This is a genomic window from Winogradskyella damuponensis (assembly GCF_039538385.1).
GTDB lineage: Bacteria > Bacteroidota > Bacteroidia > Flavobacteriales > Flavobacteriaceae > Winogradskyella > Winogradskyella damuponensis.
The window spans coordinates 200,202-219,315 of record NZ_BAABCB010000005.1; the positions used below are offsets into that span (position 1 = coordinate 200,202).

A 19,114-nucleotide genomic window follows, 5' to 3' on the forward strand; every position below is an offset into this window, starting at 1 on the left:
CTCCTTATAAGTTATTCAATGACTATTAAACATATTTTAAAACTCGGTATTCTGCTGCTCATATTTTCTTGTGCATCAACAAAAATTTCAAAGATTGAAGGTAAGCGTCTTGAAATTGACGACACGCTTAAACCTAATCTGGCCATTGAAAATTTTATTAAACCTTATCGTGAACACGTTAATAAAAATATGGATAGTGTTATTTCTTATGCTAAAGAAACCTATACTAAAACTGATGGTGAATACAATACTGCAATTGGAAATTTAATGGCTGACGCCGTTTATACTGAAAGCAATCTTGTATTTAATAAGAGAACAGGAAAGGACATAGATTTTGTTTTACTTAATCACGGAGGTATACGTTCTATCATTTCTAAAGGAAATATAACAATACGAACAGCATACGAAATTATGCCTTTTGAAAACTCTGTAATCGTAACCGCTATAAAAGGCAAACAAGTTAATGAAATGATGACATATCTTTCTAAATCCAAACGCGCGCACCCTGTTTCTAATCAACTACAGTTAGTATTAGATAAAAACGGCGCTATTAGTTCTGCTACAGTTCACGGAGAACCGATAGACGAATCAAAAACCTATTATGTAGCTACTAATGACTACCTCTATAATGGTGGAGATGGCATGGTATTTTTTAAGCCTAATGAAAACACTTATGTCTTAAATTATAAAATTAGAGATGTCTTAATTGACAATTTTAAGAAGAAAGACACATTAAACCCAAAACGCGACCAACGCTTTATACAATTAAAGGATTAAGACACCAACTGCACACAAAAAGCTATCACCTTTGAAATAGGCAGTAGAAAAGTGCAAGTGAATGTTAAAAACCAATAAACACAAGACACGTGAAAAGAAGACAATTTATACAAAAATCTACAGCAGCAACAGCTCTAGCAAGTATTGGAGGCTTAAGCTTACAATCCTTTAGTCCTTCCAAAACAAAAAAAATAACAATACTACATACCAACGATGTGCATAGTCATATTGACCCTTTTGGACCAGACGATGGCAGAAATGCCAATAAAGGAGGTGTTGCTAGACGTGCCACTTTAGTCGACTCTATAAGACAAGACAATCCTAACACCTTACTATTAGATGCAGGTGATATTTTTCAAGGAACACCTTACTTTAATTACTATGGAGGCGAATTAGAATTTAAACTAATGAGCATGCTAAAATATGATTTAGCAACTATTGGTAATCATGATTTTGACAATGGCATCGACGGCCTTTATGCTCAAATTCCTCATGCAAAGTTTGATTTTGTCTCAGCCAACTACGATTTTTCAAATACAGTAATGGACACACATGTTAAACCTTATAAAATCTTTATAAAAGATGGGATTAAGATTGGCGTTTTTGGACTTGGAATTAAACTTGACGGCTTAGTAGATAAGAACATGTATAAAGAAACTGTTTATCATCATCCCATTGAAATTGCTCAAGATATGTCTCGTATTTTAAAAGAAGAACAAGGGTGTGATTTGGTGATATGTTTATCTCATATTGGCTATTACTACAAAAATGCTCCAGATAAAGTTTGCGATATTACCTTGGCAAGAGCCACAAAAGATATTGATCTTATTATTGGAGGACATACACACACCTTTTTACCAAAACCAACCATTGAAAAAAACAGCATAGGAAAAAATGTGCTTGTTAATCAAGTTGGAGCTTATGGTTTATATCTCGGTAAAATTGACTTTTATTTTGAACCAGGTAAAAAAGTTACATCTGAAGGAGCTTCAATTATTGTATAACATTTTAAAAGCTACACCTCTATGCAATCATCTGAATATGCTGGAGTTGGATCAGTAACGATATGTTGAGATTGCATATAGTAAAAGACAAATGCAACTACTAAGAAAAAGGAATAAACATAACCTAAACTATTATCATCACTCAAAATATAGAAATAGGCCAATTGCATAATTTCTGAAAAGACAATAAATATAGAGCCTATTAAAAACAGCATTGATTTATTATTATTCCTATACATGTAATTAATTAAGGCCATAGATAAAAGCGCCATTATCACAGAGTTATACGTAAACTCTAGAGCATACTCATAATAGTTAAAAGAACTTTCTGTTGTACTTGATATTAATGACACACAAAAAACATCTAAAACAACCAATACTATTACCGGAATAGCTAATTCTGAAAAAACTGTTTTGAGATTCAATTGAAGTAACATTTTAATTATAAGTAAACCATAAGAAGCAATGCTTAGAATATTAGATATGTAATACAAATAATCTGTCTGTCCTTCCTTGAGCTCTGGTCTATACCAAGCAATATAACCTAATATTTGCGCAATGGTAAAAACCACTAAAAACAATAAAAACAGTTTTGACTTATGTTTTGTCCATCCTACATAAAGCCATGTAAGTAATATAAAAGATATCGCACCAACAGTATCTCCTTCTACTTCTAAAGCAAAACCTTGAAGTAAAACGTAGATGCCACCTAAGAGCAATAATACTACCTTTATAATTTTTTTTATTAACATTAATTAATCCCTTATTAACGGTAGCAAATATAAACATTTTTTTTACACTTTAACGCATTAAATAAGCATTTCATCGAATAAATAGCCTTTTTTATGTAAGAATTTACTTCAATTTAGCTAAAAAGGCCTTTTCTGTCAGTATAGAAATACCTAAATTTTCTGCTTTAATAAGCTTACTTGGTCCCATTTTATCACCAGCTACTAAATAACTCGTTTTAGATGAGATAGATGAAGATACTTTACCTCCATTATCTTCTATTAGTTTTTTAAGGTCATTACGAGAGATCGTTTCAAAAACACCAGAAACAACTATAGAGAGTCCTTTTAATTTATCTGTTTGATTAGCTAGTTTTTCTGCCGAGATTTCTAATTGTACTCCAAAAGATCTTAAACGCTCTATAATTTGTCTGTTTTCTTCTGAGCTAAAAAACTCAACAACACTTTCAGCAATACGCTCACCTATTTCATCAACCGTCACTAAATCTAATGTTGTAGCAAACATTAAAGCGTCTATAGATTTATAATGTTTGGCTAATTTCTTAGCAACTGTTTCACCAACATAACGAATACCTAACGCAAACAACACCCGTTCAAATGGAATTTGTTTAGACAGCTCAATCCCTTTTACCAAATTCTCTGCGCTTTTTTGTGCCATACGTTCAAGCGGAATCACTTGTTCTACAGTTAATTCGTATAAATCAGAATAATTATGAATCAAACCCTCTTTAACTAATAAAGCAACCGTTTCACCTCCCAAACCATCAATATCCATTGCTTTTCTAGAAATGTAATGCTGAATTCGTCCGATGACTTGAGGAGGACAAGCTTTATAATTAGGACAATAATGTTTAGCCTCACCTTCTAGCCTAACAAGTTCCATGTCACATTCTGGACATTTTGAAATATAAGTTGTAGGTACCGAATTAGCTGGGCGCATAGATAAATCTACAGCAATAATCTTTGGAATAATTTCTCCTCCTTTTTCAACAAACACTTCATCACCTTCTCTTATATCTAACTTTTCAATTTGATCGGCATTATGAAGGGAAGCCCGCTTTACAATCGTACCTGCTAATTGCACAGGTTCTAAATTGGCCACAGGTGTAATAGCTCCGGTACGACCAACCTGATAAGTAATTTCGTTGAGTCGTGTAGACACTTGTTCGGCTTTAAATTTATAAGCCATTGCCCAACGTGGTGCTTTGGCCGTAAAGCCTAATTCGTCTTGTTGGTATAAATTATTCACCTTAACCACTACTCCATCAATCTCATACGGTAAATTGTGTCTGTTTTCATCCCAATAATTAATGTACTCTAAAACGTCATCTATAGAACTTACCAATTTAGCTTCTTGTGGTACTTTAAAACCCCATGATCTCGCTTTTTCTAGGCCTTCAAATTGCGACGTAATATTGAGATTATTCCCTACTATACTATATAACAAACATTCTAAAGGACGTTTTGCCACTTCAGCACTGTCTTGCAGCTTTAAACTTCCCGACGCTGTATTTCTTGGGTTTTTGTATGGTTCCTCATCATTTTCAATGCGTTCTTCATTCATTTTTAGGAATCCTTCAATCGGTAAGACTATTTCTCCTCTTATATCAAAACGCTCGGGATAATCGCCTTTTAATTGAAGTGGAACCGTATGTATTGTTTTTACATTTGCAGTCACTTCGTCTCCTTGTACTCCATCTCCACGAGTTACAGCTCTTAATAATTTACCATTTTCATAAGTTAAACTTATAGAGGCACCATCGTATTTTAACTCACAAGTATAGTTTACCTCACCATCGACCATCTTTTTTACTCGGGTTTCCCAATCCAACAAATCTTCTTTGGAATACGAATTATCTAACGAATACATTCTAGAATCATGAACCGTAGTTTTAAAATTCTTAGTTACAGCTCCTCCAACCCGTTGCGTTGGCGAATTGGCATCAAAAAACTCAGGATTTGCTTCTTCTAACGCCTGAAGCTCTTTGAGTTTAATGTCGAATTCATAATCACTAATGGTGGCATCATCTAAGATATAGTAATTGTAATTATGCTGACGTAGCTCTTCTCTAAGGGATTCTATTTTTTGTTTTGTATTCATTTCTAGGGAATGTAAATTATTCGCTTTATGTTTAATTCTTCATCAATAAAAAAAGTGACATTGTAGCCTAAATAGCCATCACTATTTCCCATTGTTATAATAATTTCTTTATCGTAATAATATGCCTCAGTTAAATCGAAATTTGGTTCGTATAGGTCTTCAAAATAACGTTTATCAATTTCAACATGGTTATTACTTAAATCTAAATACATTTTTGAAATACAGCTATTCGGAATACCCTCTGCCCCTATAACATCATGATTATCAATTTGAGTAACATTTAAGCTATCACTATCGTAAGTAAGTTTAGCTTTGTTTTTTTCGAACTTAGATTTATGAAAAACAATTTCTATATTTTTAGTATATAAACGAATAGAATCAGAATATAATCTTTTAATAAATGGCTCATAATCGAAAGTGTAATCTACATTAGTATCACTTTCCAAAAAATCGAAACCTACAATTGTATCTCTTGATTTTTCATCATCATAAAGTTTTACATGATAAAATCGCTCTTTTAATTCTTGGAGTTTTATTTTTTGTTTTTCGTCTTCTTTATTTAAAGTTTGATGCGTATCTGTTACAATTTTATTTTCTATACCAATAATCTCTTCTTTTTTCTCTTTACAAGAAAAGCAAACTATAAAAACGATTAAGGACACTAAAACTCTCATATTATCCTTTCTCACCTTTCAACATTCTATCATTCCCATTCAAATCTTTGAGCAATTCAATCGCTTCAAAATTGGCATCTATTAATAACTGCTGCGTTTCTTCTCCAAGATATTGGTTAATTTCAAAATATAAGCTCCCTTTATCTTTTAACTTTTTAATCGCAAAATTGGTAATCGCTTTGTAAAATAACAACGGATTATCATCTTCTACAAACAGAGCCAAATGTGGTTCATTATCTAAAACGTTAGGCTTAATTTCTTCTTTTTCTAAGTTTCTTACATATGGCGGATTGGAAACAATAATATCAAAATTAGATTCCGCTTCAAATACTAAATGACAAGTATCATCTAAAATACTAGCTTCAATAAAATTGATGTCAACCTTATTAATTTCTGCATTTTGTTTGGCAACCTTTAATGCTTCTTTACTCACATCCAAAGCATAAACTTTGGCATTAGGCAAGTTTTTAGCTAGAGCAATCGCTATACATCCCGATCCGGTTCCAATATCTAGGATTTTCACAGGCTTATCAACTACAAGCGACATCACAGAACGACTAATTAGATCCACTAACTCTTCTGTTTCTGGTCTCGGAATCAATACATTTTTATTCACCTTAAATGGTAATCCGAAGAATTCAGTTTCACCTAAGATATACTGAATAGGTTTTTGCTGTTTTAAATCCTCTAAAACTTTAAAAAACGTATCCGTTTCAGATTTAGTGATTGCTAATCCTGGTTCTAAAGTCAACTGTATTCTTGGCACATTCAAATAATGTTCTGTGCATAAATAGAAAAAACTATCGACTTCATGCTTACCGTAAATAGCATCTAATTCAATATGAAATATATGTTGAAGCTCTTTTAAAACCATTATTTACAAATCTTTAAGCATCCATACGGTACATGAGTAATGTCCTGTATCTCCCATTGGTTTATCAATAGACTTAAACCCCACTTTTTTATATAATTTACGTGCACCCTCCATATATGGTAAGGTTTCTAAATAGCATTGTTCAAAACCAGATTGCTTAGCAAAATCTAAACATGTATTCATCATTTCGCTTCCTAAACCTTTGCCTCTGGCTTCTTGCATAAAATACATCTTTTGTAATTCGCACACATTACCTTCGTAATGATCTAAAGGCGAAATTCCTGCACCTCCAATGATGTCGTTACCACGTTCAACTACAAAATACGCTTTCTTAGGCTGACTATACGTTTCTGTCATACAATCTAAGGTCGCATCTTCATAAGCTGTACCTACTTTTGGAACACCCATTTCTATTAAAACACTCCGAATTGCTCTAGCAATTTTAGGATTGTCCTTGGCTTCAATTTCTCGAATAACAATAGTATCTTTACGCACTAAATTCTCTTTTTTAGACAAAACCAAAAATACATATAAAAACAATTTTATGTTTAAAAGACTCTTAATGTTTTCCTTAATTTTTACATTACTTTTCAACTGCTCTTTTACAAAAAAACCAGAGTTTGTTAGACTAGAGGATTTTGAGGTTGTCGATTCCAATTCTAAAAACATAACGATTAGAGCGGAAGCTTTGTTTCTAAATAAAAATGATGTTGGCGGAACTTTAAAAACAGACGATCTAAAAGTCTATATTAACGAATTAGAATTAGCATCAGTAGTTTCAGAAGAATTTGATGTCCCTAAACGAGAGAAATTTACCATTCCGTTGACTATTAAGGTTGAAACCGATAGTTTTACAAATGACAAAAATCTCGGAAGCCTATTAGGCAGTTTAATTTTACAAAAGTTAAAAGTGCATATTAAAGGAGAAATTAAATATAAGATTATGGGCTATTCGTCAACATACCCTATAGATGAAATCCAAGATGTAAAAATAAAATTGTAATTGAAACCACACGAAATCTACATAAAACGCTGTTTACAAATTGCTAAAAACGGATTAGGAACCACCAGACCAAACCCGATGGTTGGTGCTATTATTGTTTATAATGACCATATCATTGGAGAAGGCTTTACAAGCGAATACGGCTGTAATCATGCAGAGGTTAACGCCATAAACTCGGTAAAAGATAAAACGCTTTTATCAAAAAGCACTATCTACGTTACGCTAGAACCTTGCAGTCATTATGGAAAAACACCTCCTTGTAGCGACTTAATTATATCGCATCATATCCCTAATGTAGTCATTGGATGTGTTGATGACAACCCCGAAGTTGCAGGAAAAGGTATAGCCAAATTAAAAGCTTCTGGCTGTAATGTTACTGTTGGTGTTTTAGAAAATGAATGCAAAATTCATCACAAGCGATTTTTTACATTTCACAACAAAAAGCGTCCTTATATTATATTGAAATGGGCCGAAACTGCCGATGGTTTTATTGCTCCTATCCAAAAAGACGAAAAAAAACCGGTATGGATTACAAACACATACTCCCGTCAACTCGTACATAAATGGCGCGCAGAAGAACAAGCTATTTTAGTAGGAACCAATACAGTAATAGAAGACAATCCGAGTTTAACGGTTAGAGATTGGTCTGGCGAAAACCCAATTAGAGTGGTTTTGGACAAAACTTCAAAATTAAGCTCAGACTACAACATTTTTAATGAAGACGCTAAAACCATAAGACTTACCAATAAAATTATTGATTTTGATAAACCGATAGCCACTCAAATAGCAAAATTGTTACATCAGCAAAATATTAACTCTGTTATTATTGAAGGGGGAGCAACAACACTACAAACATTTATAGATGAACACCTTTGGGATGAAGCTCGCGTTTTTATAGGAAACCCAAGTTTTAAAACAGGAATTAAAGCACCAGAATTAATTGGGAATTTAATTTCTGAGTCTCAAATCAAAAATGATTTATTAAAAATATATGCAAAAGATTAAAACACTAATTTTCGATTTTGGTGATGTATTTATCAACCTTGACAAACAAGGTGCTATGCAACATGCTTTAGATTTATTTAATTTAAAGACGTTTGATGCAGATATGATTGAAACCAATATGCTTTATGAAGTAGGAAAAATTTCAACTTCTGAATTTATTGCGTTTTATAAATCAAAATTTCCCAATGTTAGTGAAACCGAACTTATTAATGCATGGAATTGTATCATAAAGGATTTTCCTGAACACAGATTAGAGTTCATTAAAAATTTAGCAAATCAAAAAGAATACAAACTTATATTGTTGAGCAATACCAACGATATGCATATTGATTTCATAAAAAAGAATGTTTCATTTTATGAAGAGTTTAAAGCTTGTTTTGATGTCTTTTACTTGTCTCAAGAGATTCATTATAGAAAACCAAATACAGCTATTTTTGAATTCGTATTAAAAGAAAATAATATTAATGCTAATGAATGCCTTTTTGTCGATGACACCAAAGACAATACAAATACTGCTGCTAACATGGGATTCCATATATGGAATATAGACGAAACTAAAGAAGATGTGGTAACACTTTTTGAAACTAAAAAAGAGCTCTTTTGATATATCTACTCATCAGTATCCTTTCTTCTACCGCTATTTTTGTAGTATTTAAACTCTTCAAAAAATATGAAGTTAATACCCTACAAGGTATTGTTGTTAATTATTTTACAGCATTCCTCTTAGGCTTTTTACTTTATAAGGGACGAATTGTACCTTCAGAAATCATTCAAACGGATTGGTTTATCGCTGCTATCATGCTCGGATTCTTATTTATTGCCATATTTAATGTTATGGCCTTAACCGCTCAGAAAAACGGTCTCTCCGTCGCTTCTGTTGCTAGTAAAATGAGCGTTATCATTCCTGTAGTCTTTGGTATTGTGGTGTTTAAGGAAAGTGTTGGTACTCAAAAAATATTAGGCATCATATTAGCTTTAGTTGCTGTTTATTTAACCTCTGTAAAACAAAAAGGAAATATTGTACTAACGCAATCTATATATTTACCTGTTATCTTGTTTTTAGGATCTGGAATTATAGATACGTCAATAAATTATTTTGCTCCAGACGATAATATTCCTTTATTCTCTGCAACTATTTTTGCCATGGCAGCCCTCATTGGTGTTATCCTATTACTCGTAAGCCTTGCTCAATCTAAAAACAAACTTAAACTAATAAGTATTCCCTTTGGTATTGCCCTTGGTCTTGTTAATTACTGTTCTATTCACTTTTTACTTTTAGCATTAAGGGTAGAAAACACAGAAAGTTCAACCCTATTCACCATTAATCATATTGCAATTTTAGCACTCTCAACATTAATAGGACTAGTCTTATTTAAAGAAGATATTTCGAAGAAAAACTGGATTGGTATTATTTTAGCCTTAATTTCAATAGCATTAGTCACTTTAGCATAATGGAAAACGATTTATACAAAACAATAACAACTCCTGCTCAAGGCGAATTATTTAAAGACAAGAATAGTAAATTCTATGGTTTTGCTTTTCCTGTTACCACAGAAGAACAAGTAAAACAACATCTTGAAGACATAAAAAAAGAGCATTATGCCGCCAGACATTGGTGTTACGCATACCAAATAGGAACAGAAGCTATTCAATACAGAGCTAATGACGACGGAGAACCTAACAATTCTGCGGGATTGCCAATTTACGGTCAAATACAATCTTTTGAAGTTACCAACATCCTAATTATAGTAGTGAGATACTATGGAGGTGTAAAACTTGGAGTTGGTGGTCTTATTAATGCTTACCGAACAGGTGCGCAATTAGCATTAGAAGCTTCAAAAATTGTAGAAAAAACAATTAATAAAAAATTTCAGCTCAAATTCGAATATAAAAACATGAGCAAAGTGATGCGAATTTTAAAAGAGAATGATGTTGAAATTACAAATCAGACCTTAGAATTAAATTGTTTGTTAGAAATATCTGTCAGAAAAAGTCACAGTTCTAAACTATTTGAACTGTTCAATCAATTTTTCGGTGTAACTATCGATGAATTATAACGAATAATTTTGCAGTTTGTCTAAAAGATATTTTGGACATCGTGTAGGTCTATTCTTCTTCGTGTCAATAAATGCTAAAATTGTACTTCCGGTAGCCAATAAAACATCAGATTGGTTTCGCAATTCATATTCAAATTCTATGGTTGCCGTTGGCATCTTTTTAAGTGTTGTTTTTACTTTAAGCACATCATCATAACGTGCTGAATTTTTGTAATTTATAGACAATGAAACCACTGGCAACATAATCCCATCAGCCTCCATTCCGCTATAACTAAGTCCAAACTCACGTAACCACTCGGTTCTACCTACCTCAAAATATATAGCATAGTTCCCATGGTACACAACGCCCATCTGGTCTGTCTCGCCGTAGCGTACTCTTATTTTAGTTTCATTATAATTCATATATAAATCTTAGATTAAGAAAAAATATTGTAATTTTAAAAATCGTTTTAAACATGAGGAAAAAATTCTAAATATTCAAAACTATTTAATTTTTTTATTAAGAATTTTGTTCACATATTTGTCCTGTTGAAAACTACTAGAGAATCCTATTTTCTCTTTTTTTTTGCTAATATAACTAACAACGAAAAATTTAACTTAACGCATGGAGAACACAGCGCAATCTGTATGGAGTAATTGTCTTGCTTTTATAAAAGATAATATCCAACCACAAGCCTATAAGACTTGGTTTGAACCTATAGATGCAGTGAAGCTTTCTGGTAACGCATTGAGCATTCAAGTTCCTAGCAAATTTTTCTACGAATGGTTAGAAGAACATTATGTAAAAATCTTAAAGGTTTCTCTAACTAAAGAGCTAGGTGAAGATGCCAAATTGGTTTACGTTATTAAAATGGAAAACACCTATGGCAATAAACAACCTTTCACTGAAAAGATTCCAAGTTCAAATAGGTCTGCTGTAAAATCGCAAGATGTAGATGTACCTTTTAATAATAAAAGTCCTGAATTAAGAAATCCGTTTATAATTCCTGGTATTAGAAATGTAAAGATCGAATCGCAACTTAATCCAAGTTACAGTTTTGAAAATTTCTTAGAAGGTGACTCTAACCGTTTGGCTAGAAACGCAGGTATTGCAGTTGCTAACAAACCAGGTGGCACCTCTTTTAACCCACTATTAATTTTTGGCGGTGTTGGTTTAGGAAAAACACACTTAGCACATGCTATAGGTGTTGATATTAAAGATAAATATCCTGAAAAAACAGTTTTATATATTTCTGCTGAAAAATTCACGCAACAATACATAGATTCCGTAAAAAAGAATAATAGAAATGATTTTATTCACTTCTATCAGATTATAGATGTTTTAATTATTGACGACGTACAATTCCTTTCCGGAAAAACAGGTACGCAAGACGTCTTCTTCCATATTTTCAATCATTTACATCAAAACGGTAAGCAAGTTATTTTAACAAGTGATAAAGCTCCCGTAGATATGCAAGATATTGAACAACGCTTATTATCGCGTTTTAAATGGGGACTTTCAGCCGAGTTACAAACACCTGATTTTGAAACTAGAGTTTCAATTTTAAAGAATAAACTCTACAGAGATGGTGTTGAAATGCCAGAAGACATTATAGAATATGTTGCCAAACATATTAAAACTAATGTTAGAGAACTAGAAGGTGCCATTATTTCATTAATCGCTCAGTCTTCTTTCAACAAAAAAGAAATTACAATCAATCTTGCAAAAGATATTGTAGAGAAATTTGTTAAGAATACTAAACGAGAAGTATCTATTGATTACATTCAGAAAGTAGTTTCTGATTATTTCCAAATGGATGTTAATACACTTCAATCTAAAACACGTAAACGTCATATTGTACAAGCGCGTCAGTTAGCTATGTTCTTTGCTAAAAAATACACCAAAGCTTCATTAGCTAGTATTGGCTCTCAAATAGGACAGCGTGACCACGCTACCGTACTACATGCCTGTAAAACTGTTGATAATTTATCGTCAACAGATAAGCAATTCAGAAAGTATGTTGAAGATTTATCTAAAAAATTAGCGCTTTAATTCGCTTTTAATATGACTAGTATCTTAATGGTATGCTTGGGGAATATTTGCCGTTCTCCATTAGCTCATGGTATTCTGCAATCTAAACTTCCAACAGACCTTTTTTATGTTGATTCTGTAGGTACTGCTGCCTACCACATAGGAAATAATCCCGACACACGCTCTATTGCTGTTGCAAAACAAAACGGCATAGACATTAGCACACAAAGCGCTAGACAGTTTAAAGTTTCCGACTTTGACCTGTTTGATTACATCTACGCCATGGATCAATCTAACTATACTGATATTATTAGCTTAGCGAGAAATGATATTGATATCAAAAAAGTAAAGCTCTTTCTCAATGCTAATGCCGCTATTAAAGATAAGAATATGCCAGACCCTTATTATGGAGATAAAAGTGATTTTGAATACGTTTTTAAGCTCGCTAATGAGACTTGTGACATAATTGCAAAGACTTTAAAACACTAATACACACAATATTCCTTATTGCAAAAGTCTTTTTTTGTAAATTAGTACCTAATCCCATTAACAAATTAAGATGAAATCATTAATAGTTCTAGTTTTCTTAGTATTTACAACTATTCCTTTTTCCAATGCTCAAGAACTAAATTTAGAACTCTTTGCTTCAAATTTAGATCGCCCTATTAGCATCAAACATGCAGGCGACAACAAACTATATGTTGTAGAACAAGATGGTTATATAAAAATAATTAATGCCGATGGTACAATTCAAAGTGCTCCGTTTTTAGATATTGATAGTATTGTCATAAACACAGGAAACGAAAGAGGCCTCTTAGGCTTAGCCTTTCATCCAGACTACGCTACCAACGGTTACTTTTTTGTTAACTATATTAACAACTCAGGGAATACTGTAATTTCAAGATTTTCAAGAGACGCTACAAATCCCTTATTAGCAGATGCTTCTTCAGAGTTTATTATTCTAACTTACGATCAACCTTATAGCAATCATAATGGAGGAGATATGGCTTTTGCTAGTGATGGTTTTTTATATATTGCTTCAGGTGATGGAGGCCTATACGATGACCCACAAAACAACTCACAAAATACATTAACCTTACTAGGTAATATTTTAAGACTAGATATTAATTCTATCACAGCAACACAAAATTATAGCATTCCATCAAGTAACCCTTTTATAGGAGATCCTGATGTTAGGGATGAAATTTTTGCTTATGGTCTAAGAAATCCATGGAAATTTTCTTTTGATCGTCAAACCAATGATTTATGGATTGCTGATGTTGGACAAAGTGGTTATGAAGAAATTAATATGGTTTCTGCAGCAGAAGCTGCAACAGGCCTTAATTACGGCTGGAGATGCTACGAAGGCAATGGCCCATACATTACAGATGATTGCTCAGATTCAAGTGCATACACCTTTCCTATAGAAGGCTATAGCCATTCTGGTGATGGCCTTTTTAAATGTTCTATTACTGGAGGTTATAGGTACAGAGGCACCAATTACCCTAACTTTAATGGTTTGTACTTCTTTGCCGATTATTGTAGTCAAGAAATTGGCTACTTATATTACAATGAAACAACAGAGGCTTGGGACAAAAACCTAAGTCTATTTAATGGTAATTGGTCTACTTTTGGAGAAGATATTAACGGAGAACTTTATATTGCTGATATATCAAGTGGTAATATCTACAAACTAATTGATACGAGCTTAAGTATTAATGACAATATATCTTCTAATATTTCTATTTACCCTAATCCAACAAAAGGCATATTTAACATCAATTTTGGCCCAAATAACAATACAGACATTTCAAATCAAATTACGATTTATAATTTACAAGGTAAAGAAGTAAAAGTAATTCAAAGAAATACGGAAACGATTCAAACAATAAATACATCTCAACTCTCTAGTGGTATTTATGTTTTAAAAATTAAGAATCAAAAAGGAAATCAAAGCACACATAAACTGGTTATACACTAATGAACAATCCCAAAGGAAAATTATACCTTATACCTACACGACTAGGTGATAATCCGCCACTCGAAGTTTTACCCATCTCTATTAAAAAAATAATAGAGCACCTCGATTATTATATTGTTGAAAATGAAAAAACAGCTCGTCGTTTTATAAAGCGTGTCTCGCCTAGTAAATCGCAACCTTCATTAAAGCTTCAAGTATTAAATAAATACACAACTGAGGCCGAACGTAATACATATTTAAACGCATGTCTAGAAGGAAACTCTATTGGTTTGATATCTGAAGCAGGCTGTCCTGCTATTGCAGACCCAGGAGCTGACATTGTAAGTTTAGCACATCAAATGGATATAACAGTTGTTCCTCTTGTTGGACCATCTTCTATTCTACTCGCTTTAATGGGCTCTGGAATGAACGGCCAAAGTTTTACTTTTAACGGTTATTTACCCATTGACAAAAGCGAACGAAAAGCGAAATTAAAAACTTTAGAGCGTTTATCTTCAGAACACAATCAAGCTCAAATCTTTATTGAAACTCCTTATAGAAATATGAAAATGCTTGAAGATTTAGCTAATACGCTACATCCAAATACAAGAATTTGTGTGGCATGCGATTTAACCTTACCAACTGAGTTTATCAAAACAAAAACAGCAAAAGACTGGAAACATAATAAAGAGGATTTACATAAGAGACCAGCAATCTTTATTATTCAGAAAGACTAAGAGCTTACTATTAATAAAAAATTATAAGGTAACCTTAGCTTTCTTATCAGGCTTAATCATAGACGTATCATAACCCGAAAACTTTTTCATATAATACCTAACAGAAGAGCCATAAGCATCCGAAAGATTATTACCTCCATGACTACGCAAAAACTTTTTTACATTTCCAGGACCAGCTAAATGTGCCGCTGCTAAAATTCCAGACTCGGTTACTTTTATTCCCGAAATATGCTGCCCTTCAAAACGTTTAATGTCTTTTCTAAGCACCCATTTATTACGCTCTGCATTGGCAACAAATGCTTTTTCTTGCAATTCTGGATTATATAAAAATTGATTTGGAGTATAAATTCCTATCAATTTTAAAGTCTCAGATCCAAACTGATATTTACCCAAATACCCTAAAGTATTCACCGTAAAATAGTTTCCTCGAGACTCTTTAAATGCCAAAGCCTCTTTAAATCCTTCAAAAGATTTTCCTAAATGTGGAGTAAAGATGCTATGTTCAATAAATTGGTCTTGATTAGCCATAGCTAATTCTTCAGAAATATTATAATTAAGCTCTAATCCTTCTGTAGAATATATTTCAGGATCAAGAGATGAATCAGGATATAATGCTAACGCACTAAATACACAGATTGTAAATGGTATTACAAAATTCTTAACGCTATTTTTAGTCATAACAGCTAAATTTTTACTGTAAAAAAGTTTCCCCAAACCGTCTTACAAAATTCGCGTGCAAATATACAACAATTTTACAACAACTGAAAATCAACCGATTAAGTGTAAAAAACCTACTTTAAAAGTATATATAATGCCATTTTACACTTCTTTTATCATTGAGTTCTAAAGTAGGAAACGGGACTTTTATAACGTTAAAAACGTCGAAAATGGTTTTTAAAAAGTTAGAATTTGTCTTAATTCTAGTTAAATCCACATCTAAACTAAGGTAATATTGACGCGTTCTATTCTGATCTGTGAACAAAGCATCATTTGCTTCTCCTGTTAACATACCTTCTGCCCCATACCCAAAAGCCAAATTCAACCAATCAGGAATAGTTTCTGTTTTTAAAAACGAATTAAGATTAACACTTAGCCAATAGGTTTGACCATTATAATCTTTTAGAAACTCTTCAGAAAGCCCACTACCTAACTTACTTGGACGTTGTTTTGCAAACTTAGTTCTATGAAAGGAGTATTTTAATACTATACGTTGTTCTGCCCAAAGTAATTCTTGCCCCACATGTAATCCGGTTCCCGCTGCATTAGCGGCCATATCGGTCCACGAAAAGCCCCATTCTTTTGAAAAACCATCCATTACTTCTATTGCTGTTAAAAACCCTAAACCTAAGGTTGACCCATAAAGCATCCGATTTTTTTTACCAACTCCAGCCCAGTCTAATGTATTAAATCCAAATCTTCCTAATTGATAGGATGAAAACACATGGCCCATTTTATCCATCTGTAACCACTCTCCACTATCATTTAAAGTCTTAAAATTAGAACGCGGATAATCTGCATACCACAATTGATTAAGCCCAATTAATGTCGCTGAAGCCAATGCCGTTTGTGTTATAACAACGGTATTGCGTCGTAATACATTAAGCGAATCACTAGGCTTTAAAAAAGTATTAAATTTAGATTGAGAAAAAAGCGAGTTACCTAATAATAAAAAAACTATGATATAAACATAAACGTGCTTCACCTTATTTATTAATACCTTGAGAGGATAAATACTGATGATATGCTCTTGCATTATTGTTGTGCTGCCCTAAAGTTTTAGCAAACTTATGATATCCCAAACGTTTGGCATCTGCAGCAAAATACAAATAATTATGCTTTTCCGGATTTAATACAGCTTTTATAGCTGATAAATCTGGCATAGCAATTAATCCTGGTGGTAAACCTGTATTTTTATAAGTATTATAAGGCGAAACAATATCTTTATGCACATTTAAAACACGTCTAATGATTGTATTTTTATACTGAGGCAATTGATAAGCTGCAAATTTTAAAGTAGGATCGGCCTGTAAAGGCATACCTATTCGTAATCTATTGAGATACACTCCTGCAACTCTAGGCTGTTCATCGGCTTGTTTTGATTCTTCATGAACAATAGACGCTAAGGTTATAACTTCATTAGGAGTTAAATTTAATTTTTTAGCTTGTGCTTTTCTGGTATCTGTCCAAAATCGGTTGTACTCCGTTAACATTCTATCTCTAAAAGTTTCTGCAGATGTATTCCAGAAAAATTCATAACTATTAGGCAAATACATACCTAAGGCTGTTGCCTTATTAAAACCATTCTCAGCTAAAAAAGTATCGTCTGACATTGCTTTTAATAACGACAAACTATCTGCTTCAATTTGTTTACTTACTCTACTTGCTAAATCTGCTAAACTATGCTGATTATTAAACGCAATTTTAATTGGTAGGTTCTTACTTCGTATAGAATTAATAATATCATTATTATTCATTCCCTTAGAAATAGCAAAACGACCAGCTTTAATATTTGTACTATATTTTTTCTGCTTTGCTAAAGCGTCAAACGTATTTATATTATCTAAAAGTGGTTCTAATTGAGAACGTACTTCGGCATATGTTGAATTCGTAGGCACATAAATATATGCGGTTTCATTTTCAAACTTTGTGTTAGACGAAAACATCGCGCTATAAAAATAATAGGCAACTGCTCCACAAATTACTAAACCGATAAGCGCAACAGCCCAAAGTATTTTTTTAATGTACATAGTTAATCTTTAATTCGTTGTAATATATATTCGTTTGTGTAGGTTTCGCCATCAAAACTCCAATCTTTTTTTAATCCTATTATTTCAAAGCCATTACCTTTAAACAACTTTAAACTGGCAGAATTACTTTCGGAAATATTAGCATAAACCTGATGCAAATGTAATGTCTGAAAACAATAATTCACCAATAAACTTAGTGCTTCTTTACCATAACCAAGGTTTCGATTTTTTTCATTTTGGATAAGAATGCCAATACCAGCACGTTTGTTTTTTATATCAAAATCAAACACATCTATTAAACCAATCGTTTTGTTTTTCGTATTGCAAATGGCTAACCTTAGTTGCTTAGCTTCAAAGATATCTTGCTGGGCATTTTCGAGATATTGTTTGATTAAAAATCTAGAGTACGGCGTTTGTGTATCGCTTAAATACCACAATGACGTATCGTTTTCAATGCTATAAACAAACTCTAAATCTTCAGGTTCTAAAGCTCTTAAATAGATATGCTCTCCTTGCAAACTTACCATTCTATCTCTCCTTTAAAAACTTGTTCAGCTGGTCCTACTAACCAAATATTCTTATAACCTTTATCGTTACTTTTAAAAGTAACGTTAAGCTCTCCTCCTTCTGTCTTTAAACTAATGTTTTCACTTTTAGTTTTACCAGATTTGTGCATTGCTAAAGCAACTGCGGTCACTCCTGTGCCACAAGATAATGTTTCATCTTCTACACCGCGTTCGTATGTTCTAACCGCAAAATTATCGTCTGATAATTGCTCTACAAAATTCACATTACTCCCCTCTTTGTTATAAGGTTCGCCATATCTAATTTTTGAACCATTCGCTTTTACTTCAAAATTGGCTAAACCTGAAACCATTTCTACATGATGCGGAGAACCTGTATCTAAAAATTGATGATTATCAAAGGATTTAATTTCAGAAACATCTTGCATTTGAAGATAAACCATTCCATTTTCAATCTTTGCCTTGTGTAATCCGTCAATAGCAACAAATGTTGTTTCGTTCTTTATGATACCTAAAAAATTTGCAAAAGCAACAATACATCGGCCACCATTACCACACATAGTACTTTCATTGCCGTCTGCATTGTAATAAACCATTTTAAAATCGGTGTTATCATCATTCTCTAAAAGAATATATCCGTCTGCTCCTATGCCAAAACGTCGATGACATAGACGTGCTATGCGTTTGGTATCATTTTTGTTTATTGTTTGTAAACGGTTATCTACGATTACAAAATCGTTTCCCGTGCCCTGATATTTATAAAATGTCATATTCATAATTAAGGGCAAATATAAGAATATTAGACGTTAAAAACAGTTGTTAAACACGCGTTAAAATTGGCGTTAAAAAGTCGTTAAATTAAAAATTGAAATCAATAATTATCTAATTTTA

22 protein-coding genes are annotated in these 19,114 nt (G+C 32.6%); 11 read left to right on the top strand and 11 right to left on the bottom strand.

The window, feature by feature from the left end; genetic code table 11:
- Positions 1 to 18 precede the first annotated feature (18 nt).
- Together ABD730_RS03540 and ABD730_RS03545 are read left to right on the top strand one after the other, a co-directional pair.
- The gene (locus ABD730_RS03540; protein WP_344712606.1) at positions 19 to 777 is read left to right on the top strand and encodes a 5'-nucleotidase C-terminal domain-containing protein; all 759 of its coding nucleotides are present in this window, start codon (positions 19 to 21) and stop codon (positions 775 to 777) included.
- Between the two features lie 89 nt (positions 778 to 866).
- Positions 867 to 1,781, top strand: a complete 915-nt coding sequence (locus ABD730_RS03545) for a bifunctional metallophosphatase/5'-nucleotidase (RefSeq protein WP_344712608.1) — start codon at positions 867 to 869, stop codon at positions 1,779 to 1,781.
- 11 nt (positions 1,782 to 1,792) lie between these two features.
- On the opposite strand, the gene ABD730_RS03550 is transcribed toward ABD730_RS03545, so the two are convergent.
- The 5 genes from ABD730_RS03550 to ABD730_RS03570 form a co-directional block, all read right to left on the bottom strand.
- The gene (locus tag ABD730_RS03550) at positions 1,793 to 2,533 is read right to left on the bottom strand and encodes a hypothetical protein (protein ID WP_344712610.1); all 741 of its coding nucleotides are present in this window, start codon (positions 2,531 to 2,533) and stop codon (positions 1,793 to 1,795) included.
- 103 nt (positions 2,534 to 2,636) lie between these two features.
- On the bottom strand, positions 2,637 to 4,631 hold the full coding sequence (gene ligA / locus ABD730_RS03555; RefSeq protein WP_344712612.1) for an NAD-dependent DNA ligase LigA: 1,995 nt from the start codon (positions 4,629 to 4,631) through the stop codon (positions 2,637 to 2,639).
- A 2-nt stretch (positions 4,632 to 4,633) separates the two neighbouring features.
- The gene (locus ABD730_RS03560; protein WP_344712614.1) at positions 4,634 to 5,320 is read right to left on the bottom strand and encodes a hypothetical protein; all 687 of its coding nucleotides are present in this window, start codon (positions 5,318 to 5,320) and stop codon (positions 4,634 to 4,636) included.
- Positions 5,307 to 6,179, bottom strand: coding sequence for a peptide chain release factor N(5)-glutamine methyltransferase (gene prmC, locus ABD730_RS03565; protein WP_344712616.1), 873 nt, complete (start codon positions 6,177 to 6,179; stop codon positions 5,307 to 5,309). Before prmC ends, ABD730_RS03560 begins: the two co-directional genes overlap by 14 nt.
- 3 nt (positions 6,180 to 6,182) lie before the next feature.
- Complete coding sequence (locus ABD730_RS03570; protein WP_344712618.1) at positions 6,183 to 6,674, bottom strand: GNAT family N-acetyltransferase; 492 nt, start codon at positions 6,672 to 6,674, stop codon at positions 6,183 to 6,185.
- Between the two features lie 67 nt (positions 6,675 to 6,741).
- On the opposite strand from ABD730_RS03570, the gene ABD730_RS03575 reads away from it, so the two are divergent.
- Genes ABD730_RS03575 through ABD730_RS03595 form a run of 5 tightly spaced genes read left to right on the top strand, consistent with a single transcriptional unit; the run spans position 6,742 to position 10,244 of the window.
- Entirely contained in the window at positions 6,742 to 7,182 is a 441-nt protein-coding gene (locus ABD730_RS03575; protein ID WP_344712620.1) for a hypothetical protein, read from the top strand.
- Positions 7,183 to 8,187 (top strand): bifunctional diaminohydroxyphosphoribosylaminopyrimidine deaminase/5-amino-6-(5-phosphoribosylamino)uracil reductase RibD, encoded by a 1,005-nt coding sequence (gene ribD / locus ABD730_RS03580; RefSeq protein WP_344712622.1) that lies wholly within the window; start codon positions 7,183 to 7,185, stop codon positions 8,185 to 8,187.
- The gene (locus tag ABD730_RS03585) at positions 8,174 to 8,791 is read left to right on the top strand and encodes an HAD-IA family hydrolase (RefSeq protein ID WP_344712624.1); all 618 of its coding nucleotides are present in this window, start codon (positions 8,174 to 8,176) and stop codon (positions 8,789 to 8,791) included. Before ribD ends, ABD730_RS03585 begins: the two co-directional genes overlap by 14 nt.
- Positions 8,788 to 9,639 (top strand): EamA family transporter, encoded by an 852-nt coding sequence (locus ABD730_RS03590; protein ID WP_334469488.1) that lies wholly within the window; start codon positions 8,788 to 8,790, stop codon positions 9,637 to 9,639. The genes ABD730_RS03585 and ABD730_RS03590 overlap by 4 nt, the downstream gene beginning before the upstream one ends.
- Complete coding sequence (locus ABD730_RS03595; protein WP_344712627.1) at positions 9,639 to 10,244, top strand: IMPACT family protein; 606 nt, start codon at positions 9,639 to 9,641, stop codon at positions 10,242 to 10,244. Before ABD730_RS03590 ends, ABD730_RS03595 begins: the two co-directional genes overlap by 1 nt.
- Here ABD730_RS03595 and ABD730_RS03600 read toward each other — a convergent pair.
- A complete protein-coding gene (locus ABD730_RS03600) occupies positions 10,239 to 10,646 on the bottom strand; it encodes an acyl-CoA thioesterase (RefSeq protein ID WP_215924934.1) in 408 nt (135 codons plus the stop codon). The two genes, ABD730_RS03595 and ABD730_RS03600, sit on opposite strands and share 6 nt — an antisense overlap.
- Positions 10,647 to 10,848: 202 nt before the next feature.
- Here ABD730_RS03600 and dnaA point away from each other — a divergent pair, with 202 nt between their 5' ends.
- The 4 genes from dnaA (at position 10,849) to ABD730_RS03620 (ending at position 14,952) form a co-directional block, all read left to right on the top strand.
- Complete coding sequence (gene dnaA, locus ABD730_RS03605; RefSeq protein ID WP_215924935.1) at positions 10,849 to 12,276, top strand: chromosomal replication initiator protein DnaA; 1,428 nt, start codon at positions 10,849 to 10,851, stop codon at positions 12,274 to 12,276.
- Between the two features lie 12 nt (positions 12,277 to 12,288).
- Entirely contained in the window at positions 12,289 to 12,744 is a 456-nt protein-coding gene (locus ABD730_RS03610) for a low molecular weight protein-tyrosine-phosphatase (protein WP_344712630.1), read from the top strand.
- Positions 12,745 to 12,814: 70 nt separating this feature from the next.
- Positions 12,815 to 14,236 (top strand): PQQ-dependent sugar dehydrogenase, encoded by a 1,422-nt coding sequence (locus ABD730_RS03615; RefSeq protein ID WP_344712632.1) that lies wholly within the window; start codon positions 12,815 to 12,817, stop codon positions 14,234 to 14,236.
- The gene (locus ABD730_RS03620) at positions 14,236 to 14,952 is read left to right on the top strand and encodes an SAM-dependent methyltransferase (RefSeq protein ID WP_334469474.1); all 717 of its coding nucleotides are present in this window, start codon (positions 14,236 to 14,238) and stop codon (positions 14,950 to 14,952) included. Before ABD730_RS03615 ends, ABD730_RS03620 begins: the two co-directional genes overlap by 1 nt.
- 21 nt (positions 14,953 to 14,973) lie before the next feature.
- Here the strand turns inward: ABD730_RS03620 and ABD730_RS03625 are convergent, their stop codons facing one another.
- The 5 genes from ABD730_RS03625 to dapF all read right to left on the bottom strand — a co-directional run bounded on the left by ABD730_RS03625 (position 14,974) and on the right by dapF (position 18,999).
- A complete protein-coding gene (locus ABD730_RS03625; protein ID WP_334469472.1) occupies positions 14,974 to 15,630 on the bottom strand; it encodes a peptidoglycan-binding protein LysM in 657 nt (218 codons plus the stop codon).
- Positions 15,631 to 15,748: 118 nt separating this feature from the next.
- Positions 15,749 to 16,654: a DUF2279 domain-containing protein gene (locus ABD730_RS03630; protein WP_344712635.1), complete on the bottom strand. Its 906-nt coding sequence runs from the start codon at positions 16,652 to 16,654 to the stop codon at positions 15,749 to 15,751.
- Position 16,655: 1 nt separating this feature from the next.
- The gene (gene mltG, locus ABD730_RS03635; protein ID WP_344712637.1) at positions 16,656 to 17,699 is read right to left on the bottom strand and encodes an endolytic transglycosylase MltG; all 1,044 of its coding nucleotides are present in this window, start codon (positions 17,697 to 17,699) and stop codon (positions 16,656 to 16,658) included.
- A 2-nt stretch (positions 17,700 to 17,701) separates the two neighbouring features.
- Positions 17,702 to 18,226 carry a GNAT family N-acetyltransferase gene (locus ABD730_RS03640; protein ID WP_215924942.1) on the bottom strand — a complete coding sequence of 175 codons (525 nt, stop codon included), beginning with the start codon at positions 18,224 to 18,226 and terminating at the stop codon, positions 17,702 to 17,704.
- Positions 18,220 to 18,999: a diaminopimelate epimerase gene (dapF, locus tag ABD730_RS03645; protein WP_334469465.1), complete on the bottom strand. Its 780-nt coding sequence runs from the start codon at positions 18,997 to 18,999 to the stop codon at positions 18,220 to 18,222. The genes ABD730_RS03640 and dapF overlap by 7 nt, the downstream gene beginning before the upstream one ends.
- Between the last annotated feature and the right edge of the window lie 115 nt (positions 19,000 to 19,114).

What these genes read in the sequence shown, in the direction of transcription:
- ABD730_RS03575 (WP_344712620.1), top strand. Translation starts at nt 6,742, where the DNA reads ATGTTTTCCTTAATTTTTACATTACTTTTCAACTGCTCTTTTACAAAA.
- ABD730_RS03540 (WP_344712606.1), top strand. Translation starts at nt 19, where the DNA reads ATGACTATTAAACATATTTTAAAACTCGGTATTCTGCTGCTCATATTT.
- ABD730_RS03615 (WP_344712632.1), top strand. Translation starts at nt 12,815, where the DNA reads ATGAAATCATTAATAGTTCTAGTTTTCTTAGTATTTACAACTATTCCT.
- ABD730_RS03595 (WP_344712627.1), top strand. Translation starts at nt 9,639, where the DNA reads ATGGAAAACGATTTATACAAAACAATAACAACTCCTGCTCAAGGCGAA.
- ABD730_RS03625 (WP_334469472.1), bottom strand. Translation starts at nt 15,630, where the DNA reads ATGACTAAAAATAGCGTTAAGAATTTTGTAATACCATTTACAATCTGT.
- ABD730_RS03620 (WP_334469474.1), top strand. Translation starts at nt 14,236, where the DNA reads ATGAACAATCCCAAAGGAAAATTATACCTTATACCTACACGACTAGGT.
- ABD730_RS03585 (WP_344712624.1), top strand. Translation starts at nt 8,174, where the DNA reads ATGCAAAAGATTAAAACACTAATTTTCGATTTTGGTGATGTATTTATC.
- ABD730_RS03640 (WP_215924942.1), bottom strand. Translation starts at nt 18,226, where the DNA reads ATGGTAAGTTTGCAAGGAGAGCATATCTATTTAAGAGCTTTAGAACCT.
- dapF (WP_334469465.1), bottom strand. Translation starts at nt 18,999, where the DNA reads ATGAATATGACATTTTATAAATATCAGGGCACGGGAAACGATTTTGTA.
- ligA (WP_344712612.1), bottom strand. Translation starts at nt 4,631, where the DNA reads ATGAATACAAAACAAAAAATAGAATCCCTTAGAGAAGAGCTACGTCAG.
- mltG (WP_344712637.1), bottom strand. Translation starts at nt 17,699, where the DNA reads ATGTACATTAAAAAAATACTTTGGGCTGTTGCGCTTATCGGTTTAGTA.
- prmC (WP_344712616.1), bottom strand. Translation starts at nt 6,179, where the DNA reads ATGGTTTTAAAAGAGCTTCAACATATATTTCATATTGAATTAGATGCT.
- ABD730_RS03600 (WP_215924934.1), bottom strand. Translation starts at nt 10,646, where the DNA reads ATGAATTATAATGAAACTAAAATAAGAGTACGCTACGGCGAGACAGAC.
- ABD730_RS03550 (WP_344712610.1), bottom strand. Translation starts at nt 2,533, where the DNA reads ATGTTAATAAAAAAAATTATAAAGGTAGTATTATTGCTCTTAGGTGGC.
- ABD730_RS03610 (WP_344712630.1), top strand. Translation starts at nt 12,289, where the DNA reads ATGACTAGTATCTTAATGGTATGCTTGGGGAATATTTGCCGTTCTCCA.
- dnaA (WP_215924935.1), top strand. Translation starts at nt 10,849, where the DNA reads ATGGAGAACACAGCGCAATCTGTATGGAGTAATTGTCTTGCTTTTATA.